This is a genomic window from Companilactobacillus metriopterae, assembly GCF_002762335.1.
Taxonomy (GTDB): Bacteria; Bacillota; Bacilli; order Lactobacillales; family Lactobacillaceae; genus Companilactobacillus; species Companilactobacillus metriopterae.
Genome location: NZ_CP024610.1, coordinates 423,043 through 448,880 on the forward strand (window position 1 = coordinate 423,043; position 25,838 = coordinate 448,880).

The 25,838-nt window shown below is 32.5% G+C and carries 35 protein-coding genes; 25 read left to right on the forward strand and 10 right to left on the reverse strand.

Annotation, left to right across the window (positions count from 1 at the left end; translation table 11 throughout):
• Positions 1–16: 16 nt before the first annotated feature.
• The 3 genes from CS873_RS01920 to CS873_RS01930 form a co-directional block, all read right to left on the reverse strand.
• A complete protein-coding gene (locus CS873_RS01920; RefSeq protein ID WP_099974204.1) occupies positions 17–370 on the reverse strand; it encodes a hypothetical protein in 354 nt (117 codons plus the stop codon).
• 53 nt (positions 371–423) lie between these two features.
• Entirely contained in the window at positions 424–1,599 is a 1,176-nt protein-coding gene (locus CS873_RS01925) for an MFS transporter (RefSeq protein WP_099974205.1), read from the reverse strand.
• 201 nt (positions 1,600–1,800) lie between these two features.
• Positions 1,801–2,268 (reverse strand): DUF2798 domain-containing protein, encoded by a 468-nt coding sequence (locus tag CS873_RS01930; RefSeq protein WP_099974206.1) that lies wholly within the window; start codon positions 2,266–2,268, stop codon positions 1,801–1,803.
• Between the two features lie 620 nt (positions 2,269–2,888).
• Here CS873_RS01930 and CS873_RS01940 point away from each other — a divergent pair.
• From CS873_RS01940 to CS873_RS01950, 4 genes are all read left to right on the forward strand, one after another.
• Positions 2,889–4,124: an aminopeptidase gene (locus CS873_RS01940; protein WP_099974208.1), complete on the forward strand. Its 1,236-nt coding sequence runs from the start codon at positions 2,889–2,891 to the stop codon at positions 4,122–4,124.
• Between the two features lie 82 nt (positions 4,125–4,206).
• Positions 4,207–4,341 carry a hypothetical protein gene (locus CS873_RS08280; RefSeq protein ID WP_281252431.1) on the forward strand — a complete coding sequence of 45 codons (135 nt, stop codon included), beginning with the start codon at positions 4,207–4,209 and terminating at the stop codon, positions 4,339–4,341.
• A 245-nt stretch (positions 4,342–4,586) separates the two neighbouring features.
• A complete protein-coding gene (locus CS873_RS01945; RefSeq protein ID WP_099974209.1) occupies positions 4,587–5,615 on the forward strand; it encodes a branched-chain amino acid aminotransferase in 1,029 nt (342 codons plus the stop codon).
• A 54-nt stretch (positions 5,616–5,669) separates the two neighbouring features.
• Entirely contained in the window at positions 5,670–6,779 is a 1,110-nt protein-coding gene (locus CS873_RS01950) for a C40 family peptidase (protein ID WP_099974210.1), read from the forward strand.
• A gap of 47 nt (positions 6,780–6,826) precedes the next feature.
• On the opposite strand, the gene CS873_RS01955 is transcribed toward CS873_RS01950, so the two are convergent.
• From CS873_RS01955 to CS873_RS01965, 3 genes are all read right to left on the reverse strand, one after another.
• Positions 6,827–7,828, reverse strand: a complete 1,002-nt coding sequence (locus tag CS873_RS01955; protein ID WP_099974211.1) for a D-2-hydroxyacid dehydrogenase — start codon at positions 7,826–7,828, stop codon at positions 6,827–6,829.
• Between the two features lie 15 nt (positions 7,829–7,843).
• Positions 7,844–8,767, reverse strand: a complete 924-nt coding sequence (locus CS873_RS01960) for a DMT family transporter (RefSeq protein WP_099974212.1) — start codon at positions 8,765–8,767, stop codon at positions 7,844–7,846.
• Positions 8,768–8,962: 195 nt separating this feature from the next.
• On the reverse strand, positions 8,963–10,396 hold the full coding sequence (locus tag CS873_RS01965; RefSeq protein ID WP_099974213.1) for a C69 family dipeptidase: 1,434 nt from the start codon (positions 10,394–10,396) through the stop codon (positions 8,963–8,965).
• Between the two features lie 135 nt (positions 10,397–10,531).
• Between CS873_RS01965 and CS873_RS01970 the strand changes: the two genes are divergently transcribed.
• A complete protein-coding gene (locus tag CS873_RS01970) occupies positions 10,532–11,827 on the forward strand; it encodes a nucleobase:cation symporter-2 family protein (protein ID WP_099974214.1) in 1,296 nt (431 codons plus the stop codon).
• Between the two features lie 157 nt (positions 11,828–11,984).
• Positions 11,985–12,785, forward strand: a complete 801-nt coding sequence (locus CS873_RS01975; protein ID WP_099974215.1) for a hypothetical protein — start codon at positions 11,985–11,987, stop codon at positions 12,783–12,785.
• Positions 12,786–12,876: 91 nt separating this feature from the next.
• On the opposite strand, the gene CS873_RS01980 is transcribed toward CS873_RS01975, so the two are convergent.
• From CS873_RS01980 to CS873_RS01990, 3 genes are read right to left on the reverse strand one after another with little or no spacing between them, the layout of a single operon-like run.
• The gene (locus CS873_RS01980) at positions 12,877–13,998 is read right to left on the reverse strand and encodes a site-specific integrase (protein WP_099974216.1); all 1,122 of its coding nucleotides are present in this window, start codon (positions 13,996–13,998) and stop codon (positions 12,877–12,879) included.
• A gap of 54 nt (positions 13,999–14,052) precedes the next feature.
• On the reverse strand, positions 14,053–14,598 hold the full coding sequence (locus CS873_RS01985; RefSeq protein ID WP_179946636.1) for a DUF5067 domain-containing protein: 546 nt from the start codon (positions 14,596–14,598) through the stop codon (positions 14,053–14,055).
• Positions 14,599–14,655: 57 nt separating this feature from the next.
• Positions 14,656–15,333 carry a LexA family protein gene (locus CS873_RS01990; protein ID WP_099974218.1) on the reverse strand — a complete coding sequence of 226 codons (678 nt, stop codon included), beginning with the start codon at positions 15,331–15,333 and terminating at the stop codon, positions 14,656–14,658.
• 129 nt (positions 15,334–15,462) lie between these two features.
• On the opposite strand from CS873_RS01990, the gene CS873_RS01995 reads away from it, so the two are divergent.
• The 3 genes from CS873_RS01995 to CS873_RS08285 are packed head-to-tail and all read left to right on the forward strand — an operon-like array spanning position 15,463 to position 16,165.
• Positions 15,463–15,702, forward strand: a complete 240-nt coding sequence (locus tag CS873_RS01995) for a helix-turn-helix transcriptional regulator (RefSeq protein WP_245823068.1) — start codon at positions 15,463–15,465, stop codon at positions 15,700–15,702.
• A 20-nt stretch (positions 15,703–15,722) separates the two neighbouring features.
• Positions 15,723–16,043 (forward strand): DUF771 domain-containing protein, encoded by a 321-nt coding sequence (locus tag CS873_RS02000; protein WP_099974219.1) that lies wholly within the window; start codon positions 15,723–15,725, stop codon positions 16,041–16,043.
• A complete protein-coding gene (locus tag CS873_RS08285; RefSeq protein ID WP_281252434.1) occupies positions 16,043–16,165 on the forward strand; it encodes a hypothetical protein in 123 nt (40 codons plus the stop codon). Before CS873_RS02000 ends, CS873_RS08285 begins: the two co-directional genes overlap by 1 nt.
• Before the next feature lie 160 nt (positions 16,166–16,325).
• Here CS873_RS08285 and CS873_RS02005 read toward each other — a convergent pair whose 3' ends face one another.
• Entirely contained in the window at positions 16,326–16,832 is a 507-nt protein-coding gene (locus CS873_RS02005) for a hypothetical protein (RefSeq protein WP_099974220.1), read from the reverse strand.
• Between the two features lie 160 nt (positions 16,833–16,992).
• Between CS873_RS02005 and CS873_RS02010 the strand changes: the two genes are divergently transcribed.
• The 16 genes from CS873_RS02010 (at position 16,993) to CS873_RS02080 (ending at position 25,830) form a co-directional block, all read left to right on the forward strand.
• Positions 16,993–17,472: a siphovirus Gp157 family protein gene (locus tag CS873_RS02010; protein ID WP_099974221.1), complete on the forward strand. Its 480-nt coding sequence runs from the start codon at positions 16,993–16,995 to the stop codon at positions 17,470–17,472.
• Entirely contained in the window at positions 17,472–18,209 is a 738-nt protein-coding gene (locus tag CS873_RS02015) for an AAA family ATPase (RefSeq protein ID WP_099974222.1), read from the forward strand. The genes CS873_RS02010 and CS873_RS02015 overlap by 1 nt, the downstream gene beginning before the upstream one ends.
• On the forward strand, positions 18,148–19,470 hold the full coding sequence (locus tag CS873_RS02020) for a DEAD/DEAH box helicase (RefSeq protein ID WP_099974223.1): 1,323 nt from the start codon (positions 18,148–18,150) through the stop codon (positions 19,468–19,470). The genes CS873_RS02015 and CS873_RS02020 overlap by 62 nt, the downstream gene beginning before the upstream one ends.
• 2 nt (positions 19,471–19,472) lie before the next feature.
• On the forward strand, positions 19,473–19,976 hold the full coding sequence (locus CS873_RS02025; protein WP_099974224.1) for a DUF669 domain-containing protein: 504 nt from the start codon (positions 19,473–19,475) through the stop codon (positions 19,974–19,976).
• Positions 19,977–19,988: 12 nt separating this feature from the next.
• Positions 19,989–20,780, forward strand: coding sequence for a bifunctional DNA primase/polymerase (locus tag CS873_RS02030; protein ID WP_099974225.1), 792 nt, complete (start codon positions 19,989–19,991; stop codon positions 20,778–20,780).
• A complete protein-coding gene (locus tag CS873_RS02035; RefSeq protein WP_099974226.1) occupies positions 20,777–22,039 on the forward strand; it encodes a virulence-associated E family protein in 1,263 nt (420 codons plus the stop codon). Before CS873_RS02030 ends, CS873_RS02035 begins: the two co-directional genes overlap by 4 nt.
• Before the next feature lie 248 nt (positions 22,040–22,287).
• A complete protein-coding gene (locus CS873_RS02040) occupies positions 22,288–22,599 on the forward strand; it encodes a VRR-NUC domain-containing protein (protein WP_099974227.1) in 312 nt (103 codons plus the stop codon).
• A gap of 104 nt (positions 22,600–22,703) precedes the next feature.
• Positions 22,704–22,868 (forward strand): hypothetical protein, encoded by a 165-nt coding sequence (locus CS873_RS08080; RefSeq protein WP_169922420.1) that lies wholly within the window; start codon positions 22,704–22,706, stop codon positions 22,866–22,868.
• The gene (locus tag CS873_RS02045; RefSeq protein ID WP_099974228.1) at positions 22,868–23,458 is read left to right on the forward strand and encodes a hypothetical protein; all 591 of its coding nucleotides are present in this window, start codon (positions 22,868–22,870) and stop codon (positions 23,456–23,458) included. The genes CS873_RS08080 and CS873_RS02045 overlap by 1 nt, the downstream gene beginning before the upstream one ends.
• Before the next feature lie 24 nt (positions 23,459–23,482).
• Positions 23,483–23,671 (forward strand): hypothetical protein, encoded by a 189-nt coding sequence (locus tag CS873_RS02050; RefSeq protein WP_099974229.1) that lies wholly within the window; start codon positions 23,483–23,485, stop codon positions 23,669–23,671.
• A complete protein-coding gene (locus tag CS873_RS02055; protein WP_099974230.1) occupies positions 23,668–24,357 on the forward strand; it encodes an N-6 DNA methylase in 690 nt (229 codons plus the stop codon). Before CS873_RS02050 ends, CS873_RS02055 begins: the two co-directional genes overlap by 4 nt.
• Positions 24,358–24,373: 16 nt before the next feature.
• Positions 24,374–24,628: a hypothetical protein gene (locus CS873_RS02060; RefSeq protein ID WP_099974231.1), complete on the forward strand. Its 255-nt coding sequence runs from the start codon at positions 24,374–24,376 to the stop codon at positions 24,626–24,628.
• Positions 24,629–24,645: 17 nt separating this feature from the next.
• Complete coding sequence (locus CS873_RS02065) at positions 24,646–25,122, forward strand: hypothetical protein (protein WP_099974232.1); 477 nt, start codon at positions 24,646–24,648, stop codon at positions 25,120–25,122.
• Positions 25,119–25,310 (forward strand): hypothetical protein, encoded by a 192-nt coding sequence (locus CS873_RS02070; RefSeq protein WP_099974233.1) that lies wholly within the window; start codon positions 25,119–25,121, stop codon positions 25,308–25,310. Before CS873_RS02065 ends, CS873_RS02070 begins: the two co-directional genes overlap by 4 nt.
• Positions 25,310–25,525 carry a hypothetical protein gene (locus CS873_RS02075; protein WP_099974234.1) on the forward strand — a complete coding sequence of 72 codons (216 nt, stop codon included), beginning with the start codon at positions 25,310–25,312 and terminating at the stop codon, positions 25,523–25,525. Before CS873_RS02070 ends, CS873_RS02075 begins: the two co-directional genes overlap by 1 nt.
• Positions 25,522–25,830, forward strand: coding sequence for a MazG-like family protein (locus CS873_RS02080; protein WP_099974235.1), 309 nt, complete (start codon positions 25,522–25,524; stop codon positions 25,828–25,830). The genes CS873_RS02075 and CS873_RS02080 overlap by 4 nt, the downstream gene beginning before the upstream one ends.
• Positions 25,831–25,838: the final 8 nt, after the last annotated feature.

Consider the following 25,838-nt stretch of genomic DNA (forward strand, 5'->3'; position numbering starts at 1 on the left):
ATAAAAAACCCACTCATTAAATTGAGTGGGTTTTATTTTGTAGATTATAAATGATTCCCCAGATTGCAGGAATTAACATGAGTCTAAACGATAGAGCAGCAGTTATTGTCAAAATAATTGGCCAAACCATTGAATAGTTACGATGCAGATTAAAAATTGCAAAGAAGCTAAGAACTTGAAGTGAAATCATAAAAAATCCTATCAAACAAACGACAAAAATTAATACAGACATTTCAGTAGCTGTAAATGTTCCTTTATCACCATTTGCCAGAGCTAATCCTACAATTGATTCTATTAAAATAATAAAAGCAGTTTCAATTCCCCATATGACATATCCGGTAATCTGAACAGCTGTTGTTTTTGGTTTCATGACTAACCTCGCTAATAAATATTAAACTCATTTTATCATAGTACTCTAATCTATTACTCTCTTTCAGCAGATAAAGGTTGAGATTTGAAAAATAAAAAGAATATAAAACCTATTAAAATTATTAAACCAAACAATAGGATTTCGTATAGATTAAAGTTGATTGATATAATTGATAAACCTAAAGTGGGTCCTATAAAGAAATCGACATTACCAAAACCGTTATTGATTATGAATGCTGTGGATTTCTGTTCAGGTGAAACGGATTTACCTATCAATATTTGTATTCTTGGACCTATCATTGACTCTCCAACACCTAGCAGACTTCCGACAACAATTGATAGTATTAGGGCATTCTTAATTAAAATAAATCCCATAATTGCAATAAGATATAGACCTATACCTATGAAAATTTCTAGTTTATATATTTCATGTTTTTCAAAAATCATTACTATTAATTGGGAAAGTAATACTGATATAGTGAGTGAAAGCGTCATGTATGATAAGTATCTGGCTCCATTATTACTTATTGCTTGTAAATGAATAGCAAAAGAAGAATCATATTGAGTTTCTATGATGAAATATAGTAGATAAATTGAAGCTAGTAGTAGGAAAGTACGATTCTTTAACACGCTCCAAAAGGTATTCTTCAAAATATTCTCATTATTTTTATCAACTTTTATTATCGTGTAATCAATTAGAAATACTGGAATTAGTACTATAAATAAAAGAATAATGTAAAGTATGAATGGTTTAGAGCTTTTACCACCACCGATTAAACTACCAACCAGAGGGCCTATTGCTCCAGCCAGATTGGTTAACCAATAACTTGCCATCATTGCCCTATCAGATTGTTTTCCTGGTAGACTTGACAATAGTGTTTGATAAATAGGATTGTAACTGCAAAATCCTAGACCTACCAGACATGAGCTGAATGCTAATCCGTAAAAATTTTGCAGTAAGGTATAACCTGAGAATCCTACAATTATAAGAAATAATGAAACAAGCATAATTAACTTAGGGGAATACCTATTTAGTAGATATGAAATCAGAGGACTAGCTACAAATGATACAAATGCTGGGATACCTAAAATTATTCCAATAAGTGTTAATTTCATACCTCTGTGCTGAAGTAGTAAAGTCAAAAATGGAATTGAAAAAAAATGACCAAAATTAATAATAAGGCTTACTGTAAGTGGTAAAGTTACATTCTTATTTGTAAAGTCTTTCATTTTTCTCCTCCTAATAGTTATTCAACTGTAGACTAGCACTATCATACATCATTTCAATTATTAAGACTTCTCTAATAAAATAAACATAATTCTAAATAGCTATTATTTAGTTAATTTAAACGTCCATAAAAAAAGAGTAATTACTAAAAATTAGTAATTACTCTTTTTTATATAATAATATTTATTTATAAGTCTCTATCTTTATTCTGCAGTTTTTTGAACAGAAGCTAAGATCTTTCTTGCGATAGGACCTACTAAAAGTATTTGTAAAGGTAGAGCAAGAATAAGATTGAAAATCCAGATATGTAGGTATGATAGTAAGATATTGTTACCAAAACTTTGTTGCATAACCATTCCAAATGCTGACATGATAGTTACCATTCCTAGAACCATCATAGTTGAGATAACTAAAGCAATACGGATTTGTTTTTGTTTCATATAATCATTAATCATGTGTTTGAAAAATATATGTTTAACTGTTGGTCCAACAATTATCAAATCTACAGCACCAGCAAAAATTAATGCTAGAGGGTATCCCTTCAATACTTCCATGACATATCCATTGCTAAATCCATCATTCAGCGCAATGTTATAACCAGCCATGACTAAAACCATCAAGCCAGCCATAACAAGAGTAAATAGTAATTCTTCTTTTAAATTTCTTGGCATTTTAAAACTCCTTATTTATTACTAGATATCTAGCCTAGCATAAATAAAAAATCCTCGTAAGTTATTTTTTTCATTCTTTTTGAGATCTGTTTTTAATATATATAGATATAAGTGCTGATTGTAATTATGCTATACAAAATTTATGCTCAATTCTCGTCATTTTGCTGATCCGTTTTTGTTGGTTCAACAGGTTTTTTATGGTAACCATTGTATATCCAACCAGATACACCAATGATTACTAGAGGTATGATTTGAAAAAATGTAATGACACCCCAAACTATTAAAATTATAGGATAAATAAAACTATAGTTTTTATGCAACAAAGTTATTAGAATTAGAGGTACTACAAATATAATAAGTATAACAATGATCATTTCCACCCAAAGCCATAAATATGGGTTAGGTGAGGCAGCTACTGACATTAATGATGTAATGAAGCCGATATAGAGAGCGGGGCCCCCGATTACTAAAAAATAGATGTAACTCAAATTTTGAATGATTGATCTTTTGCCGTTTTCGATAATTTTGTCCTAGTACATAATATTTTATTTAATATAATTTTTATTATATAACAATATTATTAGTGATAGAATGAAAAAACCAATACTGGAGGTATTATTATGACATTACCAAATTTTGATGAAAAGTTAGACAAGTATGCTAAATTAATTACACAAAATGGTGTAAACGTTCAACCGGGACAAACTATAATACTTTACATTAGCGTCAATCAATTGAAATTAGCTAGAAAAATTGTTGATCAAGCTTATCAACTAGGTGCTAATGAGGTGGTAGTTGAGTGGAATGATTCAGAGATTACAAAGGGGTTTTTGAATCACGCTAGTGAAGATAGACTTCAAAATCAGCCTGCATATGTTTCTCAAAAGGCAGATCAGTTGATGGAAAAAAGGGCTTCAAGAATATCTGTATTATCGGGTGCACCAGATGAACTTAAGGATGTTGATTCTAAAAGATTATCAATGTATCAGAAGTCACTAGGAGAAGCTTGGAAATCGGTACGTAAATCAACTCAAAATAATGATATTAGCTGGTTAGTTGTAGGAGCAGCTGATCAAGAATGGGCAAAAAAAGTATTTCCAGATCTTTCTCCAGAAGCAGCAGAAGATAAGTTGTGGGAAGAAATATTTAAGACAACTAGAGTGGATCAAGACGATCCAGAACTAGCATGGGATAAACAAATCGCCACTTTAAATGAAAAAGCAGATTGGTTAAATAAACATCAATTTAAAGAGTTAAAATATAAGTCAGCTAAAACTGATATAACAATCGGTTTACCAAAGAATCATCTTTGGGAGGCTGCTGGAACTAATGATATTTCAGGTAATTTCTTCGTTCCTAATATGCCAACAGAAGAAGTATTTACTTCAGCTGATAATCGAAAGATTAATGGAGTAATTAGTTCTACGTTGCCATTAAGTTATTCTGGAAGTCTGATAGAGGGAATTCAATTAACATTTAAAGATGGTAAAATTATTGATTCCAAAGCTGACACTGGAGAGGAAATTTTAAAAGATCTTATTGAAACTGATGCTGGAACTCATTCATTAGGTGAAATATCACTGGTACCTCAAAAATCTCCAATAGCAGAGTCAGGAATTATTTTTTATAATACTTTATTCGATGAAAATGCATCAGATCACGTGGCGATAGGTGCCGCATATCCATTTAACATTCAAGGTGGCACCAAGATGTCAGATGAGGAGCTCGGAGAACATGGTATGAATATATCTCAAACACACGTAGATTTTATGATAGGGTCTGATGATATGAGCATTGATGGTATTTTAGAAGATGGCTCAGCAGTTCCAGTTATGAGAAATGGTAACTGGGCTTAAATAACACTTGAAAAAATAAAGTTATCCATTTATACTATTAAGGTTAGTAACATTCAAGTAAGAAAGGGAGGAGGGATTTTCGATGTCACAAAATAATCATAAAGGTATGACAGGTCACCGCCGTCCCGTAAACGCACAGAACGGTACAGATCGTCAAAAGAAAACTTTAGAAGTTATCAACTTTCTAAAGAATCGCGATGAAAAAGCTTCAAAATAATTTCCTAATTGGAAAAATGAAAGCACGATGTTTGATTAATTCAAGCATCGTGCTTTTTTTCCTATAATTGTGCTTATCATCATTACAAGTTTATTTAAATAAAAGAACTCAACGCAATTAAGTGTTGGGTTCTTTTTATTATATTAATAATACCTGTAATAATTGACAAAGTAACGATTACAAATTACGATTTAACTAACAATTCTAATTAATTTCTAATTTTTAGAATGAAAGGTGGAATAATTATGGTAAAAGCAGATGCAAATAAAATAGATTGGAACAACTTAGGTTTTAATTATATGGACTTGCCATATCGTTACTTGGCGCATTATAAGGATGGTGAATGGCAAGATGGTGGATTGACTGAAGATAGTAACCTATCTATTAATGAGGGTTCTCCGGCAATTCACTATGGTCAACAGGCGTTTGAGGGATTGAAAGCATATCGAACTAAAGATGATAAAATTCAATTGTTCCGACCAGACCAAAATGCTAAAAGATTACAAAAATCATGTCAAAGATTGTTAATGCCGGAATATCCTGAAGATAAGTTTGTGGAAGCAGTAAAATCAGTGGTTTCAGCTAATAGAGATTTTGTACCTCCATATGGGACTGGTGCGACTTTGTATATTCGACCATTAATCATTGGTGTAGGTGAAAATATCGGATTAAGTCCAGCTTCTGAATATATTTTTACTGTATTTGCTATGCCGGTTGGAAGTTATTTTCAAGGTGGTTTAAAACCAGTCAATTTTACAACTTCTAAACTGGATCGTGCAGCTCATCGAGGTACTGGTCAAGCTAAAGTTGGTGGTAATTATGCTGCAAGTCTATTGCCTGAGGAAGACGCAAAAGGTAGAGGTTTTGCGGATTGCGTCTATCTAGATCCTCTAGAGCATAGATATATTGAAGAAGTAGGAGCGGCCAACTTTTTTGGTATTACTAAAGACAATGAATTCAAAACTCCTATTTCACCATCGATTCTGCCAAGTATAACTAAGTATTCATTGTTGTGGTTAGCTGAAAATAGACTTGGCATGAAAGTTTCTGAAGAAAAAATTGATATAAATGAATTAGATCAATTCAAAGAAGCAGGTGCCTGTGGGACAGCAGCTGTTATCTCGCCAATTGGTGGGATAGAACACGATGGTAATTTCCACGTATTTTATAGTGAGACAGAGGTGGGACCAGTTAGTCAGAAACTGTATGATACTTTAACAGGTATTCAATTTGGAGATGTGGAAGCACCTGAAGGTTGGATTCAGACTGTATAGAATAATTTATTTATGATATTATTTTATTAATACATTTGGGCAGGGGATTAATATATGAAAAAATTGAATAGGGTAGTTTTATTAGCTTCATTTTCTACGGTATTGTTGTTAGGGCAACCAGTATCAACATACGCTCAGAGTACTGAGCAAGATATTTTTGCATTTCCTGAAAGTACTAAGACATTACTGTCATCAGAAAATACAAATTCTAGTGGCTACTTAAGAGTTAAGTCTTGGGGAGCAATGGAATATTCATACTTATCTGATTCTAATGATGTAAACCAATTGGGAAATATTTTACCTAGTGGTTCAGAATGGAAATATTCTAGCACTGTCGTGGTTGATGGCGTTACATATTATCAAATAGCGACTGACATTTGGTTGAACAGTAATGATTCAACTACATATGATCCAAGTCAGAGTCCGGCATATCAGAATCCATCTGGAATGTATCAGATACAGTACACTCAAATACAACCGCAAGGAAATGTAGGATACGATTTATATAGTGGTGTAGAAGGTGTCAAGGTTGCTTTGGTAAGAGGACATTTTGGTTTATCAAACAAGCACACTATCTATGATAGCGCCTGTATTAATGCGGTGAAAAATCTTCAATCTCGAGTAGGTTTACCTGTTACAGGAGTTACAGATCTTGCAACATGGAAAGCTATGGGATTTTCCGAATCTGATTGGTACGATATAGATTCTTATGTGGCTCCATTAGCTATAAATAAACAATCAACAAGAAGTGATTATGTTGAAGCAATGATTAATCAAGCAAGACAATACTTAGGACAACCTTGGTATTCAGGCGGTTCAAGCTATCCATATTATGGTGTTGATTGTTCAGGTCTAGTTACTCAATCACTATATGCTGCAGGAATTGATACATCAGGATATTCATCTATCCAACATGCTCAACCAGGAAATGAATGGAATTCTAGATTGATGTGGCAAGATAATAATTTTCAATCAATTAGATTTGCTGATCGACAAAGAGGGGATTTGATATTCTTCACTGATCCCAGCACTGGTGTGATTTGGCACGTCGGAATTTTATTAGATGGAAACACAATGATTGATTCATGGCCTTCAAAAGTCCAAATTTCAAGTATTTGGTCTAACAGAGGAAACATTGCAGGTGTTAAAAGAGTATTTTATTAATTAAAATAAAAAAGAAGTTGCCATTATGGCAACTTCTTTTTTTGTATTTATTTAGGTTTTACAATATTTTCAGGTTGTTCGCCAGAAATTAATTTTTTGCTAGAGTCAAATGCAACAGTAATCATGTTATAAACAGCTGTTTCTGTATAGAATGCATTGTGAGGTGTGATGATAACGTTAATTCGTTCTGCAAGATTCTTGATATCCGGATCAGAAATATTTTCAATACTACCTATTTTTTTACCAAAGACAGTATTTTCATTGTCCAATACATCAAGTCCAACTCCGGCAATTTTACCAGAATCTAGTCCCTTGATAAGAGATTTTGTGTTAATCAGTTCTCCTCTGGCAGCGTTTATAATGAAAACTCCATCCTTCATTTTGGCGATGGATTCGTCATTAATCATATATTTGTTGCTATCAAAAAGAGGAACGTGCAAATCAACAATATCAGAATTTTGATAAAGTTCTTCTAGACTTTCAACATATGTACCATATTTTTTAAAATTGTCTTTTTCAGAAACATCATAACCAATAACTTTACTACCCATACCGTGAAACATTTGAGCAGCGACTTGTCCAATATGACCTGTACCAATGATACCAACAGTTTGTTCTCTAAGTTCCTTACCAATAGTAGGAGCCCAAGTGAAGTCACCTTCGTCAAATTTTCTGTCCACTTCTGGAACTCTTCTTAATAATCTTCCGGCAAGAAGTAAAGCGTGTTCAGCTATTGCATATGGAGAATAGACAGGAACATTAGTTAATGTCATATCTAAATCAGATAGATCTTGAAGATTAAAATTATCGTATCCTACATTTCTAATTGAGATATATTTAATATTAAAACTAGTTAGCTTTTCTAGTGCAGCACGTTCATATGGAGTAGTTTGTAAAGTAACAACTCCATCACTTCCTTCTGCTAAGGCAGCAGTTTCAGGTGTGAGTGTCTTATCCGTGTATTGAACTTCTACATCAGGATTGTTATCAATCCATTGATTTAATGCATGTAATTCGTCTTCTCTAATTCCATATCCAAATATATTCATACTTTACCTCCGAAATTATTTATTACCAGTGTCGTATCTACTTAGAATATAAATAGCAAATACAACAATAACAGCACCTAGAATTTCTATAAAGTTAACGTCATAACTTAAGAATAGAATACTTAGAATAAGTGTGACAAATGGTTGAACAGCATCTGTAATACTTACAGTGGCTGCAGTTGTATATTTTGTACTGAATACCATTAGTAGGAAAGCACCAACGGTACCGATTAAAATAACAGCACAAACACCTATAATAGCATTTGTTTCCATCTTTGGTGGGTTGACCCATATAGGACGAATGCAGTTAAATATAATACCAGCAATCAACATACCCCAACCAGTGATTAGCAAGCCATTATACTTTGCTATTAGCTTTTGAGGAATAACTACATATAAAGCAGCAGTAGCACCAGATGCGATACCCCAAAGTAGTGAACTAACAGGTATTGAAAGATGACTGATATCTCCTCGAGTAATTAAAAGAACAACACCAATTAATGCGAGTACAAATGAAATTACGTCTACACGAAGTACTTTTTTGTGGAAAAATAATACAGCACCAACCATGATAAACAATGGTGATAAGTATTGCAGAATCGTAGCTGTAGATGAATTACCAGTTTTAATAGCATAAAAGAAGGTATACATATTAGCTAATAATCCAAATACTGAAAATGCCACTAAAGTGAGAGTGTCTTTCCAATTTTTAAAAATAGCGAAGAATTGGTTCTTTGGTAATACGAATAAAGAAATTACCAATAATAGAACTCCCGCTACGGTAGTTCTTGTTCCAATAAACCAAACAGCAGGTAACTGGAAATCCTTTGCTACCAATTGCATTACAACACCGGAAATACCCCAAAGAGATGAAGCAGCAAATGCAAGCCAAAATCCCCTACGCAAAGTACCGGAAGTTAATTTGTTCTTTTCTTCCATAATAATTCCCCTTTTAATAATAAATTCTTATTTTCTATTATACCTACAACATTAAATATTTTGCTAATATTATTTATAGGATACAGAATTTCACTAATAATAATTTAATTGTAGCATTACTTACCTTAATTGGTTTTTCTAGCGATTCGAAAAATAAAAAGCTTAACTATATTCTGCATAGTTAAGCTTTTTATATTAAAGATTTTTATCCATATTAAATGTAAGTTTAGATAAGGTAATTCCTTTAGTATAAAGTTGACCAAAGAAATCATGAACTTTATTTTGAACTTCTTCAGTTAATTCATTGTTTTTCGTTGTAAGGAAGGCTGACATTTCATCAGGTGATTTTGTTGCTGCTTCTTCGTCAGTTTTTGCAATGAATGTTCTGAATTCTTGTTTCAAATCTGTTAGCCAATCAATATCGTCTTGAATGAATTCTTTATGATGAGATTCAACTAGAACAGCCAATGAATTGAACATCCAGTAAGCATCTTTGAAATTGAATTTTAAATCGGTATCTCGATAAGATTCATGTGTTTCATCCATATTTGTATAGAATGGCACAAATGGAGTGAATGTTGGGTATCCAAAACAGAACCACATAATAGCAGCATATTCTTTGGGTACATCATTTCTAATCTGTAAAATATGAGAATTTTGAGTTCTATTTAGACCGATAGGGCGGTAACGATATTTATCTTCATCAGAACCTGTACCTAGTGGATCATATTGAGTTTCATTGTAATGAGATCCTAGTACATACTCTATATCTTCAACTGTAATTTTTTTATCTGTCTTCATGATGAATGGCAACTCGCCATCTTCTGGATCTTGAATAATTTCAGGATTGAAGTATCTTTGACCATACCATACACGAGAAGTATTGTAGTGACGGTCTTTCATATTATCTGTACCAAATATATGACGGAAATTCCATCCAGTTTGGTCAGTGTTAAGATGATATTTTTCAACGAATTCTTGGATATCATCTGACCACATAAATTGTTCTGAATCATCAAAATCAACTTGTTGAATAGAAACACGATTTGCTGCTATGGCATAACTGTCATCGGGAATACGCTGAGCTACCCAGTGATGACCAGTAACAATTTCCATATACCAAACGTCATCTTTATCACTGAATAAAACTGAGTTTCCAGCAGGAGATCCGTATTCTTTAATTAAGTCACCTGTTCTTTGAACTGCATCTTTGGCTGAATCTACATATGGAAGAACCATTCTCACAATAGTATCTTCGTCCATACCATCAATTTCTAGTGGATCATATGCCAATGCACGTTCATTACCATATGTACTTTCAGTAGCTGACATTGCTACGTTTACTCCGTTAATACCACTTTCGTCATAGTAGCCATGTTTTTTATAATCAACATTGGGAACAGCTGGCCACTTATGACCATTTGCTGGAATGGGAGCTTCAAATTTATTTAACCAAGATTTAACAGTACGTCCTTCTTCACCTTTTACTTCAGGATTCATGACGAAACTGTGTGGTGAAACTGCCAAAAATGTATCATCATTTCTGGCAATCATAGTAGAACCATCAATACTAGCATTCTTTCCAACTAAAATTGTTGTACAAGCATCATCTAAATGATTTTTTTTCATTTTTAAACTTCCTCCTAATCGACACTTTCATATTATCACATTAAATTTGAAATGAATTTATTTTCATTTGATTAAGTCATTCAATACTTTCTGAAAAAGTGATATAATTTTCAAAACTTAATGTTGGAGGGGACTATGGATATTCGTAACGAGGAACCACAGCAATCCTTTGGTAAGAACCTTATTTTAGGATTTCAACATCTATTTGCAATGTATTCGGGAGATGTGCTTGTACCACTTTTGGTCGGTGCTGCATTAGGATTTACCGCTAAACAAATGACATATTTGATTTCAGTGGATATTTTCATGTGTGGGGTCGCTACGTTACTTCAACTAAAAAGAACACCACTTACGGGTGTTGGATTACCCGTTGTTCTAGGTGCGGCTGTTCAGTATGTAACACCGTTACAAAATATAGGTAAGCATTTTGGACTTGCCTATATGTATGGCTCTATTATTATTGCAGGAATTTTTATAATGATGGTAGCCAAGTTCTTTGCGAAACTAAAGAGATTTTTCCCACCAGTTGTAACTGGTTCATTGATTACATTAATTGGATTTACTTTGATACCGGTTGCTTTTCAAAATATTGGTGGTGGAGATCCAACTGCCAAAAATTTTGGAGATCCAACTGATTTAATCCTAGGATTCTCTACAGCATTACTTATTTTAATTATCAATGTTTGGGGTAGAGGATTTATCAAAAGAACTGCTGTTTTAATTGGAATTCTTGCCGGTTCACTAGTAGCCGCCGGATTGGGAAAAGTAGGGATAGCAAGTTTTAATGATGCTAGTTGGTTCCAAATACCACGACCATTTTACTTCGATGTTCCCAAGTTTGAATGGTCATCATCATTAATTATGATTCTAGCTGCTTTGACTTGTATGATTGAATCTACTGGTGTTTTCTATGCTTTAGCTGAGATCACTGATAGAAAATTAGATGAATCAGATTTACAAAGAGGTTATGTATCTGAAGGATTAGCTGCTGTTTTAGGTGGTATCTTTAATACATTTCCATACTCAACATTCTCAGAAAATGTGGCTTTGGTTAGATTATCTGGAATTAAGAGTAAAAAACCTGTGTATTATTCAGCATTCTTACTTATAATACTAGGATTGATGCCTAAGATTGGTGCAATTGCAACTATGATACCTACATCTGTACTAGGTGGGGCCATGTTAATTATGTTTGGTACTGTTGGTGCTGAAGGTATTCGTATGTTATCAAAAGTTAATTTAAATAACGATAATATGTTAATAATTGCAGTAGCTATTGGTTTAGGATTGGGAGTTACAGTTCAACCAAATCTACTTCATTTCTTACCATCAACTTTACAAACTATTTTAAATAACGGTCTTGTAATTGGTAGTTTTGCAGCAATAATTTTAAATATATTCTTTTCAATGGGTAAGAAAAAAGAAGCTTAATGTTTTATTATTAAGCTTCTTTTTTTATTAATTAATTATTCCTATTAACTACCCACAATGTTCATAATTAATTCAAAAAATCCCGATATACTTGGTTTCAAGTTAATAAATAGAAATTAAAAACATAAACAACGTAAATCGAGAGAAGGACTTAATTATGAAAAATTTATTTAACAAGTATTATTATCCAGCAATGGTAATTAACAAGATGGACACAAATATTACAATAAAAATTGCTGCAACTGATTTGAATGCTGATGTACAAGATAGTTTAAATGAAGCTACTGCTGAAATTTCAGAACGCATGGAAAGAATTCAAGAAGAGTTTTCACTAACCAATCCAACTTCAATGATTAATAACTATAGACATGGTGAAAACTATGATCTTGTAAACTCACCAGACTTTCAATCTATCTATTCAAAAGCAATTTTTATCCAATCAGTTACAAAAGATGCTTATTCAGCTTTTGGTGAAAAAGAGTATAATCCATCAGATATAATCGTTTCTTGGGCTATGGAAGACACATTTAACAAGTATCTACGTCCTTTATTAGTTAATAAAAATATTGTAGGTATATCTATGAATGCTGGCAGTGATATCAAATTTGCTACAGATCCTGACAGTGAATTCCAGTGGGGTGTTCAAATTAAAGGATTTGAAGATGCTAGTGAATCAGTAGAATATAATGTAGAAAACTTATCAATTGCTACCATTAGTGGTGAGCCTGATTTAACAAATTATGAATATGATCAAAATACTACTTTGGAACAAGTAACAGTCTTGGATCTAGATGCAGCATTTGCACACGTATGGGCAACTGTAGGTATGTCACTAGGATTTGAAGAATTCCTTGCAGTTATAGTTGAAAACAAACTTTCTGGCGCTATGATTGATAAAGATCATGGGTTAATATCATTTAACGATGGTGTTACAAGTTTAGTAAAACAAGCATCATAAAAAAAAGATCACCTAGAAGGTGATCTTTTTACTATTTAAACGCTTATATATCAATGTTTTTGTGGTTTTAGTGGGATAAATGTGGGACGAACTATAAAATGTTTTCTATGAGGTCTAATGTTCTTTTGCGTTCTTTTTCTCTTTTGTCTTCAAGTAAGTGTGCATATACGCTTAATGTTATTGTTGTATTTGAGTGCCCAAGTCTTTCTGAAATATAGCTTATATCGATTCCTTTATCAATTAACATAGACACATGAGAGTGCCTTAATGCATGAAATGTTATGCTTTTTTGTATGTTTCCTCTTTTAAGTAAATCCCGAAGCACCTTATTTGTTGTATCGTTAGTTGGAATATTTTTTCTATTATTTCTAAAAACAGCATTCAGTGGATCTCTATATCCTTGTTCAACAAAATTTATGCTTTGTGTTTGTTTTAGTTTTTTGAGTTCTAAAACAGTTTCTTTGTCTATGTCGATGATCCTGTTTGAAGATTCAGTCTTTGTTGGTTTGAAACCAGTATGATTATGATAATCATATGTCTTATTTATGTTTATGGTTTGATTGTAAAAATCTATATCATCCCAAGTTAAGCCCACAACTTCACCATATCTCATACCAGTTCTTAATCCAACGAAAATCGCATATTTAGTTATACTTTGAAAATCCATTTCATTTTTACAGATTTGATTTAATTTAATTAAATCATCTAACTCAATAAATTTTAAATCTTTGTCTTTGCTATTTTTCCCACCTATAATTGCATTTCGAGTAAAGTCTTGAGTTATTAACTTTTCGTCCATGGCGTCAGCTATAATTCTTTTGATTCTAGTATTTAGTTTTTGAACACTTTCTTTCACATGATCAGTGGCATAAACATCTAAAAATGATTGGTATTTAATTTTTGTTATCTTATTGATAGGTAAAGACCCAAAATATTTTTCTATTTCTTTTGGTATTTGTGAGTATATGTAAAAACTGTGCTCACTGACACGTCCTTTTTTATATACAACAATCCAATTTCTAACGTATTCATCAAAAGCAATGTTTGATTGCTGAATGCCATCTCTTTTTAATTGAAGCTCTTTTTCATTACCAAAAATAGAAGCTTCTTTTTTTGTCTTAAAACCTGATTTAGAAAATGATTTTCTTTGATTTATGCCATCATTGTACCTTATTCTAACAGTCCAAGAATTTCCTCTCTTATATACCTCCATTGCTACGCCTCCTAATTTAGCTAAAAATAAATAAGCCTAGTGTGGCTTATTTAATTATTTTAAATTATATGTCATAGTTCCTAATTTTGTTTCGTCATAGCCTTTTGTAGCAGTTAATTGAACCGGTGTGTTTGTGTCATCTAGTTCATATGAAATAGCATTTTTAACTGTGCCATTCTTTTTGATATTCTCTGATTGGGAATCCAAAAATTGCTCATCGGGTAACATACCAACATCTAATTCATTGACACTATTTTTATTATTGTCTTGTATTGCTTTAAAAGCAGAAATCCAAGCAGTCATTGGATTGATTTCTTTATTTGTTTTATTTGTTGTTTCATACCAAAATGCAATAACTGGTTTTTCTCCATATTCATTACCAGTTTCTCCTGGTTGAATAATTTTTTCATCAGTTATATTTATATCAACATCTTGCATAACCAGCTTGTTATTTTTAAAATAATATTTTTCTTTCTTACTATTTTCTTTTTTTACAGTTTTTGTATCATCACTTGTTTTGTTTTCTGTATTTTTGACAGAGCATGCAGATATTATAAAAACAGAAAATATCGTTAATAAACCAAACACATACTTTTTCATAATAAATTCTCCCTAAAAATGTTCAGCTTTTTGTGTCTTCAGTGTTTGGACAGTTAATTATAATTCCACCGTATAAATAACAACTTTACCTATAATATTTACTTTATCGGCACTTTCATATCTGTAGTTAATAGGTACAAAATCTGATTCAGTTGAATCTGGCATAAACGTAAGTATTTGTCCCTTAGTGTCATTGTAGAATCGTTTAACTGATAAATCACCACCATCTTGGAATATTACGATATCGCCATCTTTCAAGTCTAATAATGTTTTAAACTTCTTAACAGCGATTAATGAACCATTTGGTAATACTCTATTCATTGATTCGCCATTTATTCTAGTTATAAATATAGAAGGATCATTTGCATATCTACCCATAATAACGTCGGGTAAATCTATAGTTTCAACTTCATTCGATGTGAAGGGGTCTACAGTTTGAAGAGTTCCGGCTGAAATACCTGCATCGAAGTAGTTGTATTTGCCAGACACAATCGATTTGATCTCTTCACTATTTTTGAAAGTTGAATCTATATCACTCTTATTAACATTGAATGTATCTGCAATTTTTTGGATTACTCCATATGAAGGCGCAGATCTTAAATTTATATAATCGCTAAGGGTACTTTTTGATATTCCAATTTTCTCGGAAAGATCAGTTTGGCTCATATTGTTTTGAGACAAGTATTTTCTTATGTTAGCTGCAATAATTTTTCTACGTTCTTCGTTATTTTTCATATTATGTTACTCCTCGAAAACATTATATTACGGTAATTACGCAAAAGCAATCAAAATAATACGAAAAATACGAAAATAAATATTGACAGTACGAATAAAACGTACTATACTTATTTGTGTTGTCAGGAGGTGATTAAAATTACAACAATTGAAGAATTACGAAAGAGTGTTAGTATCAGCCAAGTTGAAATGGCAAATATGCTGGATATTTCAGCCAAAACGTTAGCTAAATACGAAAAGGATAGTAGTAACTTACCAACTGTTTTGTTGAAAAAGTATATGGATATATTTGATGTTAAATTTGACGATATTTTTTTGGGCAAAAAGTACGAAATAATCGTACAAAGAAAAAAGAAAATTAATTTATAACCCAAAAGGAGGTGATTCACATGCCACAAAAAATAACTACAACGCTGACTTTAGAGATGCCAGAAGACAAAGTATTGATTGATAAAGCTGAGTATATAGAACTAAAAGAAGAACAGGATACTGCTAGATGGTGGACAGCTAAAGATTTAAAAGAAAGATATAACCACAATTTAGATTGGTTTAAAGAAAGATGTTTATTGGTTCCAAAGTGGCAGGATGAACTGAAAGACTTCGTAAACAAACCTGAAAATTCAGGTAAGAACATTTGGGAGTTTGAACCAGCCAAATTCAAAAAGTTTATGTCCGATCATTTTCAGGAAATACACGAGAGGAGAAACTGATGATTTCAATAGACGTATTACTAAGCTGGCTTGGAGTAGCAATTATAGGTTCAGTCAGCATAACAATGTTCATTCAAGACCTAGCTAAACATAATTTTAATATCAAGGACTACTTCGACTAATGGACGAAGACGGAAACTGGTATGGAGTTAGTTTTAACGATACATACGATTATGAATTGGAAGATCGTTTGTACGATGAATGGGCAGAAGAAGAGTAAAAAAATAACACCCGGAGGTGTCAGATTGGATGATAAATTATGGTGGTCATTATGGATTTTATCTACCATTCTTCTAGTGCTTTCCCTTGTTCTTTAGGAATCATTGGAAGAACAGTTTCCTTAGATACTATGCCTCTATTTGTTTGAATTTTAATTGTAATTTTGTCCCCTTGGCTTGGTCCAACAATATGTTCGTTTTCATCTTTGGTTTCATATACAAATTCAGCTAGTATCTCTCTTTGTTCCCATGGATTTATATTAATTGGAAACATTGATGTTTGAATATTTCCGTACGGTAAAGAATTAGAAGGCTTAAAATCATGCGAATGTTTTATTAGGCGAGTATCTTTAATCTTCATGTCGTAAATACCAATGGTTCTAGAAGATTTATTAGTTATGTATAGATGTATATAAAAATTGGCATTATGCGGATAAACAAATTCAATTTTTTGAATTTGTGTCCTCGCTCTATAAGAAAATAATTTGTCGACTGCTAACAAAAGACTAAGTAAAAATGAAATACCTGCAATCCAATCAGAAGCATTTAATGTTTTCAAAAAATCAATCATGAATCTATTCTCCAATACTATCATTACCAAAATTATACCAAAGAAAGGGGTGATAAATATCGAATATTCTAGGGCACAAAAAAAGTCCCAATCAGCGGCAACTGATTAAGGGACTAAGCAATATAAATTACAAGTTAAGTTTACCACGAAAGGAGTACTTATGGCTACATTATATGAACTAACTGATAACTACATGAAGTTATTAGATTATGCAGAAGATATGGACCCAACATTGTTCCATGACACGTTGGATTCTATAGATGAAGCAATAGAAGATAAAGCAGTTAACTATGCAAAGGTTGATAAAGAATTAGCTAAAGATGAAGTGGCTCTTAGAGAAGAGATTCAAAGACTTGGAGCTAGAGCAACCACTATTAAAAATAATAGAGCTAAATTAAAAAACAGTTTAGCTGAACAAATGGAATCAATCGGTAAGGAAAAGATTAAAACACCTGAGTTTACAATTTGGGTTCAGAACAACCAACCATCTTTAAACACATTTGATGAAGGAAAAGTACCAGCTAGTTATTTTGAAACAAAGTATGTACTCAATAATCAAAAACTAAAAGAAGACTTAAAGAAAGGAAAAGAAGTTCCTGGGGCAACTCTAGAAACTGGTTCTTCTTTAAGGATTAGATAATGGAAATAAAGAACGCTAAAAATATTTCTAGAAGTAAAAATTGGAAGGTTATTTTATACGGTAAGCCTGGTGTTGGTAAAACATCAGCTATTAAGAACTTAAAAGGTAAGACCTTAGTAATTGATTTAGATAATAGTTCAAGGGTTCTAGCTGGTACTGATGTAGACATAATCGAATTTGATAGAGTACACCCAGAAGAATTTATGGAAACTCTTTTAAAGGAGTTACCTGAAGCAATAAAGAATTATGACAACTTGGTTATTGATAACGTTTCTAGTTTTGAAAAGGATTGGTTCGTTGAAAAGGGTCGTAATTCACACAATGGTATCAGTAATGAGTTACAAGATTACTCACAGTGGACTAATTATTTTGCCAGAGTTATGACAATGATTTACATGTTACCAGACATTAACATTGTAACTACCGCTTGGGAAAATAATAGACAAGTAACTAATGCCAATGGTCAAGAATTTAATCAGTTTGCTCCACAGTTACGTGAATCAGTTAGAGATGGCTTATTAGGTTTAGCTGATGTAGTTGGTCGTATGGCAATTAATCCAGAATCAGGTAATAGAGGAGTTTTCTTAGAAGGAAATGACGGAATGTTTGCTAAGAATAGATTAGACAATCGTAAAGCAACTAGTATAGAGCAACTTTTCAACTGGGGTGATGTTAATGTACAAGCTTCATCAGTATCAACAGACGCTGGTAAATCAAGCAAGACAGAAACTAAGTAAGAAAAGTAAATCAGTATTAATAGTTAGTCCTGCTGGTTCTGGTAAGTCGGTCATTATTGCAGAAATTGCACGTCTAGCATTGTTAAAACCAGATGGACAGGTAATGTTTACTGTTCATAGAAAAGAGCTAGTAGAGCAGATTAAACAATCATTTGAAAATAATGATGTGGATTTAAATAGATGCACTGTAATGACTGTTGGAAAGATAGCTAACAGATTAGATAGTCTACCAAAACCAACATTAATAATCACTGATGAAACACACCATTCATTAGCTAAGACTTATCAATCAATATATGAATATTATTCTGATGTTCCTAGATTAGGCTTTTCTGCTTCTCCATGGCGTATGAATGGTAAGGGTTTAGGCAATGTATACGATTCAATGGTTGAAGGTCCTAGCGTTGAATGGTTGATAAAGAATAACTATTTAGCACCTTACAAGTACTATTCAGTGAAGTTAGTTGATGATGAAAAGCTAAAACGTTCTAGCACTGGTGACTACACTAACAAATCAATTGACGATGCGATAGGTCGAACAATCTTTGGAGATGTAATAAGCACCTATAAGAAGGTAGCAGATGGTAAGCAAGCCATTGTATATTGTCACTCTATTGAATTCAGTAAGTATATAGCTGAACAGTTTAATAAATCAGGTATAAAGGCAGCTCATGCGGATTCTAAAACACCTAATAAAGAACGTGAACAGATAATGTCTGATTTCAAAAAAGGAATCCTGCAAGTTATTAGTAATGTGGACCTTATCTCGGAAGGTTTTAACGTACCAGATTGTTCAGTGGTAATTATGTTAAGACCTACTGAATCACTTGTATTGAATATCCAACAATCAATGCGGGGTATGAGATATAAGCCTAATAAGATATCTACAATTATTGATCACGTCGGAAATTATTCTAGATTTGGATTACCAGATAGTGAACGTTTCTGGTCGCTAGATGATAGAGAGAAACGTAAGAAAAAAACTAACACTGATTCTATTGTTATTAAACAATGCCCTGAATGTTTCTTTGTAATGAAGGGTGGAGTTAATACGTGTCCAAACTGTGGAGCTGAATTAAAAGCAGACGCAGTAAAAATGGACGAAAAGAAAGACGTTAAGTTAGAAGTTATTACTAACTATATTGTTACTAAAAAAGTAAGTGAACTAAACAGCTACAAAGAATTACAAGAATATGCGAAAGCAAAAAAATATAAAAATGGCTGGGTATACTACCAAGCTAAATTGAAGGGAATTATTTAAATATGCCACTTATTAAAACAGATTACTCAAATACAGAAAACAGAGAATATACTGCACTACCAACTGATGAATATGAAATGGTTATTGAAGATGTTGTAGAGAATGCAACAAAGAATGGTGCAGAAACATTGCAACTTAAACTTAGAGTTCGTAAGGATTTAGACAAGGCACTACCAGAAACAAATGGTAAACATCATAACAGAATTGTATTCATGGACAACTGGAAGCGTAAAGAATCTAAAGATTATGACTGGGCAAGTATTCAAAACATCTTTAAAGCTGTAGGTACTGATGAAGGTAAAGAATACAACACAATTGACGACGTTAGAAATGCATTGATAGGTAAGCCAGCTAAGGTCTATGTAAAAGAAGAAGAAAATACATACAACGGTGAAACAAGAATGGTTAACAGAGTTGCACCTTGGAACTTTAGTGAAACTGCTTATCCAATGGACCCTAATGCTAATGAAGCAATTGAAGTAAAAGAAGAAGACCTTCCTTTCTAAGGAGGTTAGATAATGGCTAATCTAGTTAATTATGCATTAGCTTATGCAGAAAAAGGTATGAGTGTCTTACCTATGGTGGATAAACAACCACTCATTAAATTTGCTGATAAACCACCATTAAATAGCGACGAGATTAAAGAAATCTGGGGAAAACATCCAGACGCTCAATTAGCTCTTAGAACTACTAACTTCTTTGTAGTTGATATTGATAGACATGATGATGGTGCAGATGGTTTTCAAACTATAGAAAATTATGAACGCAAAGAATTATTAAAATCTACATTGTCACAAAAAACAGCTGGCGGTGGTTGTCAATTGTTTTATCTGAAAAGAGATGACATTGAAGTTAGGCAAAACATTGGCTGGTTACCAGGTGTAGATATAAAAGCACATGAAAATAACTATGTATTAATATCGCCTAGTGAAATAAATGGTAAGAAATACGAATGGGAAAATCATAATCCAATTGTTACACCAAGTAAGAAATTAATTCAGTTAATCAATCAAAGAGAAAATAAGAGCTCGGTTGATTTTACTAATTATAATTCTGGTACCAAGACAGCAACTACTAAATTATTTGAGTCACTAGTCAATGGGTTAGGTGATAACGGTAGTAGAAATAATGAATTGACTTCATTAATAGGTGGACTGCTATATAGAAACGTTGAGGCAGATATGGCATATCAGTTAGCTGTTATGGCTAATGAAAATACACCTGATCCTCTACCAGATAAAGAATTAAATAGAACATTTGAATCAATGCTAGATAAAGATATTAGAAGACGTGGGGGTGGTGAAGTTTGAGTGTTGAAGAATCTATCAAGAGACACAAAGAAGCTGTTAAAGCTGAAAATATAGCTCAATTTCCAATATTTTTCACCCTTAATCAATATGGAAAACCTAAACAAAACAGTCTTAGAAATGTTGGTTTAGTTCTAGAGGCTGATCAATTATTAAGTCATACATTTGCTTACAATAATTTCACTCATGAAATAGAACTACTGAAAACAATTCCTGAATTATATATCAATGATACGAGGATGAAAGATGACTATACACCATTGATTCTTAGATATATTGAAGATAAATACCAAGTATTGTTTCCAAAGAATCTACTAGAATCAGCCATTATTAATGAGGCAATCGCACACAGTTATAATCCTGTGATTGACTACTTAAATAAATGTTTTGAAGACTGGGATAAAGAACCTAGAGTTAACGATTTATTACCGACCTATTTAGGTGTTGAAGATACTGAAATAACCAAACTTCAAACTAGATTATTTTTAGTAGGTGCAGTAGCCAAGGTATTTAAACCTGAAACTAAGTTTGATTTCGTATTAGATCTAGTAGGGGGACAAGGAGCTGGTAAAACAACACTTCTAAAGAAACTATCCAATGGTTGGTACACAGATCAGTTCAGTGATTTTAGAGATAAGGATAGTTATGTCAATATGCTTAGATCATGGATTGTTAATGATGATGAAATGACTGCGACTGCTAGAAGCAGTTTTGAGGACTTGAAGAAGTTTGCCAGTGCGGAACGTTTAGAATTCCGTAAAGCATACGGCAAGAGTACTACTAATGAATACAAGAACTTTGTATTATCTAGAACTACTAATCAAGTTCAATACTTGAAAGATAAGACAGGTTCACGACGTTTCTTGCCAAACTTAGTTGATAAGAAGAAGCAGTTATTACATCCAGTTCAATACCTAGATCAACCTACAGTTAATCAAATCTGGGGTGAAGCGGTGAACCTATATAAGAATGACTTTTCTTTCAATTTAACAGATGAAGAAGAAGAGATGCTAAACAATCATCGTTCTCAATTTATCTATATTGAACCGTTTGAAGAAGAGATTGATAGGTTTCTGGAAAACAGTGATCTGCAATTCACTACTAGTGCAGATATTGCTAAAGAAGCTCTGCGGGTTGATAACTTAGCAACTAATCCTAGGTTAGGTAAAAAGATAAAAAACATCATGGATAACAAAGATGGGTGGAGTTATAAAAGAAAAATGGTTAACGGAAGTTTTAGGAGAGGATATGAAAAAATATAACCACTATAACCACTTAATAACCACTTAAGTGGTTATGATTAAAGCTTACTCTATCAAGGAACACAGCTTTTTATAACCACTAAACCACTATATTTAAATATTTTTTATAGGTATATATTGTTTAACACTCTTATAAAGTTTCAAACATTTTTAATGGTAAGTGGTTTTTGGTTACCTAAACCTTTGTCTGACAAGGGATACGGAGTAACCACTTGTAGTGGTTATCTAGTGGTTAATTTATTAAATCTATGGAATCAGAACACAATATACAATCAAACATCATGTTGGAAGTTTCTAAACATGACTGCACAATATTCAGAAGTAATGCTGGTCAGGTTAAATTACCTGATGGAAGAATATTTAAAGCTATGCCTAAAGGATTTCCTGATTTATGTGGTTTCAGACATAGCGATGGAAAAATGTTTTTTATCGAAGTTAAAAATGAGAAAGGTAGATTGCGCCCTGAACAGATTAAATTTAAGGCTATGGCAGAACAATACCCTGTGTTGTATGGTGTGGCTCGTTCAGTGGAAGATGCAATCAACATTATTAATGGATGAACGATTATATATCGAAAAAATACATGAATTAGAAATTGAGAAAAAACAATTGAAAATAGAAAACGAAACTCTACTTTTAAAAATAGAAGAACTTGAGGAAGAGAATGAAATCACTAGAGTATAAATTTGGATTTAAAAAGTACTACATAACAACAAATAATGAAGGTGTTATTGATATCATGATCGACTCTCGAGATATGGCAATAATAACTTATAAAAATTATAAAGAGTATATCAAGGGAGACTTTATATACAGAGAGGGGTATTAATGACTAACTATACACATTTAGTAATTGATGTTGAAAAGGAATTTGGACCTGAAAATCTCTTAGAACATCTAGATGATCCTAGGATTAAAGCTTTTAGACGAAAATTAGATAGACCAGATACAACTATTCATCCAGCAATGATAAAAGTTATTCAATTTGATTTAGATAGCGGATATCTAACCTTAGATGATGTAGCAAGGAACAATTCAATCAGTCAAACGATGTTAACTAATATGGTTATTAGAAATGAATTGTCACTTAAAACTTGGAGTGAAAAAAATCCACAATTAAAACAAGCGCAAAGATTATTAGATAAAGGTAAAAAACAAGAAATTCATGATGATCTAGGAATGTCTTACACAATTATTAATTTCTTATATAAGTACAACTATTTTGATCACAAAGCATATTTAAATGCCATTTCTGTAAGTAGTCATTACGATATAAAGTACGCACAAAAGTTATTAGACCAGGGCGTTCCTAAAAGAAGAGTGGCAAAATCTGTTGGTATTTCAACATGGTCAATAGATAACGAAATTAATAAAGGTAACTTAAGGTGGGTGAAAAAATTACCACTTTATGAACGATAGGTTTAACTGTGGGAGGAAACTGTAATGGAAGAATGTGGATATTGTAGAAAGAGTGATAAAGAAAGACTTTTTAATACTAATAGTGTAATTGGTGAAGCATGGATGGAAGTCTCGGAAAATAATTTATTAGTAAGGTATAAAGGTGGTTTTGGTAAAGGTTTTACTATTGGAACAGAGATAAACTACTGCCCTATGTGTGGGAGACAGCTATGAATGCTGACTTATTCGGTATAGAGAAAGACTTCTATAAAATGCCTGACAAGTTGAAAAATATCCTATTTGATAAACAAACTAGAGAAAATTTTTTTAGAAAGTTTTTAGAAGAGGATTCAGATTTATCAAAGGATCAATTCCATGAACTCTTTATGTCTGAAATGGCAAACCGCAAGAAAAAGAAACAGGACTTTACACCCAACAGTGTGGCACAAGTTTTAAATAGATTATCTGAATTTGAAGATGATAACTATTATGAAATTGCAGCTGGTTCAGGTGGTCTTGCAATTGCTCACTGGTGGCAGGAATGTCAAAAAGAGTTCCCTTGGGAATATAGACCTAGCGAACATTTTCATTATCTTGAAGAGCTAGACGAACTAGCAACATTGATATTGATTTTCAATATGTCAATCAGAGGAATGAACGCAGTAATAGTAATGGGTGACTCTTTAGAGAAAACTGCCAGTAATGTATTTCTAATTCAAAACTATCTAGATGACCCGATGGGATTTAGTGATGTGAATATAGTTCCCTGCAATGAATTAGCGGAGAAGACACTTGATATTAAATTTGTAAACTCAATATATGAACCACATATTGAGACACCTATGGGTGTGAATATTAGAAAACGAAATGATGCTGACAGGTTCTTAAGTGAGTTACTTAAGTCGGCTAGTAATAATTAGTGTAAGGAGAACAGTGATGTTTAATATTATAAAAACAAGAAATCAATATTTGTATAAAGGTCTAAATAATTTTGGGGGTGCAAGAACCTCAGATAAAATAGATTCATTTGCTGACATAGTGGCCACAACCGGCACATTAAAAAAAGCAATCAACATTTTAAATCTCTTGAATGAACAACTTTCAAAGGAACCATTCACATATAACGTAAAAATAACATATACAATCGAGGCAGTTGATGTGTCCACAAGAAAGAATACCATCGAATATTAATAAAAAGGAGAACAACTATGAAGATTAAAAAAGAATATGGGGAACAGGTATACAATACAGCACTTGATACCGATAATATAAATGAATTTATTGGTGAACTGGTATGTGATGTATATGAGGATACCTGGACTTTCAATAACGGGGGGTTCACATGTGACATATTCACAGATGACCAACTAGGGTGTGATTTAAATGAATTGATAGACATGTGGCTTTATGCGGACGAAGATTTACCGAGAAATGGAAACAAAAAAGACTTCTTTAATAAATATGTAGAAGGTGGATATCAAGAGCCTTTGTATTATGTGAAGGATAAATATACAGATCAGATATTGTGCAATGTAGGGTTCACTTTTTCAAATTCAAATCTAAATAAATGGTTCGATGACGTTGGTGCAGCCATGAGTGAAGCAAAATTATTAAAACACACCAAGCAAGAATGGCTAGATATTAACCCTGCATACGAAAAGATGTTAGTTGAGGTTGAAGAATGAAAAAATACTATTTATATAACAAAGGGACCCATCAGTATTTAGGGGAATATGATGCAGAAGATAATATGCTTGTTAAATATGGTTGGTTTATTCCTTTTATTAAAGAGCCATTAGCTATGACACTTGAAAATTGGGAAAAAGAATTTCCTAGTTTTGTTAACTACTCGATTGAAGAGGTGGAAGAGTAATGGCAAAAGAAAAGTTGTATGCGGTCGATTCGATCTATGAAGATACTTTCTTTACCAGTGAGGACAATGCTATTGCCTTAGCAAACTTTGATAGTGTAAACGGATTATTAGCAGTTAGTGAGTATGACTATCATGGCAATCATCTAAAAAATTTCTATATAAATCCAAGTTATATCACTCGCATATATCCTACAGAATATGAGGTGGAAGAATGAATAACAATCTAATAACACTAATTCAAGAATGGTCAACAAAACGTGGTTTAAATAATAATGACCCAGAGAAACAACTCATTAAATTAAAAGAGGAAGTCCAAGAACTTTCAGATGCTCTAACTAATAAAGACTTCTCTAATACAAATGGTTCATTTCAAGATAGTATTGGAGATACCCTAGTAGTACTGATAATCTTGTGTCAGCAAACTAGTGTTGATATTAATGAATGTCTTAATGGTGCTTATGAAGAGATTAAAGATAGAACAGGCAAGACTATAGATGGAGTGTTTATAAAAAATGACTAACCCAATAC

Bases quoted from the DNA above. Each gene is read 5' to 3' on its own strand.
- CS873_RS01920 (WP_099974204.1), bottom strand. From the start codon at position 370: ATGAAACCAAAAACAACAGCTGTTCAGATTACCGGATATGTCATATGG.
- CS873_RS01925 (WP_099974205.1), bottom strand. From the start codon at position 1,599: ATGAAAGACTTTACAAATAAGAATGTAACTTTACCACTTACAGTAAGC.
- CS873_RS01930 (WP_099974206.1), bottom strand. From the start codon at position 2,268: ATGCCAAGAAATTTAAAAGAAGAATTACTATTTACTCTTGTTATGGCT.
- CS873_RS01940 (WP_099974208.1), top strand. From the start codon at position 2,889: ATGACATTACCAAATTTTGATGAAAAGTTAGACAAGTATGCTAAATTA.
- CS873_RS08280 (WP_281252431.1), top strand. From the start codon at position 4,207: ATGTCACAAAATAATCATAAAGGTATGACAGGTCACCGCCGTCCCGTA.
- CS873_RS01945 (WP_099974209.1), top strand. From the start codon at position 4,587: ATGGTAAAAGCAGATGCAAATAAAATAGATTGGAACAACTTAGGTTTT.
- CS873_RS01950 (WP_099974210.1), top strand. From the start codon at position 5,670: ATGAAAAAATTGAATAGGGTAGTTTTATTAGCTTCATTTTCTACGGTA.
- CS873_RS01955 (WP_099974211.1), bottom strand. From the start codon at position 7,828: ATGAATATATTTGGATATGGAATTAGAGAAGACGAATTACATGCATTA.
- CS873_RS01960 (WP_099974212.1), bottom strand. From the start codon at position 8,767: ATGGAAGAAAAGAACAAATTAACTTCCGGTACTTTGCGTAGGGGATTT.
- CS873_RS01965 (WP_099974213.1), bottom strand. From the start codon at position 10,396: ATGAAAAAAAATCATTTAGATGATGCTTGTACAACAATTTTAGTTGGA.
- CS873_RS01970 (WP_099974214.1), top strand. From the start codon at position 10,532: ATGGATATTCGTAACGAGGAACCACAGCAATCCTTTGGTAAGAACCTT.
- CS873_RS01975 (WP_099974215.1), top strand. From the start codon at position 11,985: ATGAAAAATTTATTTAACAAGTATTATTATCCAGCAATGGTAATTAAC.
- CS873_RS01980 (WP_099974216.1), bottom strand. From the start codon at position 13,998: ATGGAGGTATATAAGAGAGGAAATTCTTGGACTGTTAGAATAAGGTAC.
- CS873_RS01985 (WP_179946636.1), bottom strand. From the start codon at position 14,598: ATGAAAAAGTATGTGTTTGGTTTATTAACGATATTTTCTGTTTTTATA.
- CS873_RS01990 (WP_099974218.1), bottom strand. From the start codon at position 15,333: ATGAAAAATAACGAAGAACGTAGAAAAATTATTGCAGCTAACATAAGA.
- CS873_RS02000 (WP_099974219.1), top strand. From the start codon at position 15,723: ATGCCACAAAAAATAACTACAACGCTGACTTTAGAGATGCCAGAAGAC.
- CS873_RS08285 (WP_281252434.1), top strand. From the start codon at position 16,043: ATGATTTCAATAGACGTATTACTAAGCTGGCTTGGAGTAGCAATTATA.
- CS873_RS02005 (WP_099974220.1), bottom strand. From the start codon at position 16,832: ATGATTGATTTTTTGAAAACATTAAATGCTTCTGATTGGATTGCAGGT.
- CS873_RS02010 (WP_099974221.1), top strand. From the start codon at position 16,993: ATGGCTACATTATATGAACTAACTGATAACTACATGAAGTTATTAGAT.
- CS873_RS02015 (WP_099974222.1), top strand. From the start codon at position 17,472: ATGGAAATAAAGAACGCTAAAAATATTTCTAGAAGTAAAAATTGGAAG.
- CS873_RS02020 (WP_099974223.1), top strand. From the start codon at position 18,148: ATGTACAAGCTTCATCAGTATCAACAGACGCTGGTAAATCAAGCAAGA.
- CS873_RS02025 (WP_099974224.1), top strand. From the start codon at position 19,473: ATGCCACTTATTAAAACAGATTACTCAAATACAGAAAACAGAGAATAT.
- CS873_RS02030 (WP_099974225.1), top strand. From the start codon at position 19,989: ATGGCTAATCTAGTTAATTATGCATTAGCTTATGCAGAAAAAGGTATG.
- CS873_RS02040 (WP_099974227.1), top strand. From the start codon at position 22,288: ATGGAATCAGAACACAATATACAATCAAACATCATGTTGGAAGTTTCT.
- CS873_RS08080 (WP_169922420.1), top strand. From the start codon at position 22,704: ATGAAATCACTAGAGTATAAATTTGGATTTAAAAAGTACTACATAACA.
- CS873_RS02045 (WP_099974228.1), top strand. From the start codon at position 22,868: ATGACTAACTATACACATTTAGTAATTGATGTTGAAAAGGAATTTGGA.
- CS873_RS02050 (WP_099974229.1), top strand. From the start codon at position 23,483: ATGGAAGAATGTGGATATTGTAGAAAGAGTGATAAAGAAAGACTTTTT.
- CS873_RS02055 (WP_099974230.1), top strand. From the start codon at position 23,668: ATGAATGCTGACTTATTCGGTATAGAGAAAGACTTCTATAAAATGCCT.
- CS873_RS02060 (WP_099974231.1), top strand. From the start codon at position 24,374: ATGTTTAATATTATAAAAACAAGAAATCAATATTTGTATAAAGGTCTA.
- CS873_RS02065 (WP_099974232.1), top strand. From the start codon at position 24,646: ATGAAGATTAAAAAAGAATATGGGGAACAGGTATACAATACAGCACTT.
- CS873_RS02070 (WP_099974233.1), top strand. From the start codon at position 25,119: ATGAAAAAATACTATTTATATAACAAAGGGACCCATCAGTATTTAGGG.
- CS873_RS02075 (WP_099974234.1), top strand. From the start codon at position 25,310: ATGGCAAAAGAAAAGTTGTATGCGGTCGATTCGATCTATGAAGATACT.
- CS873_RS02080 (WP_099974235.1), top strand. From the start codon at position 25,522: ATGAATAACAATCTAATAACACTAATTCAAGAATGGTCAACAAAACGT.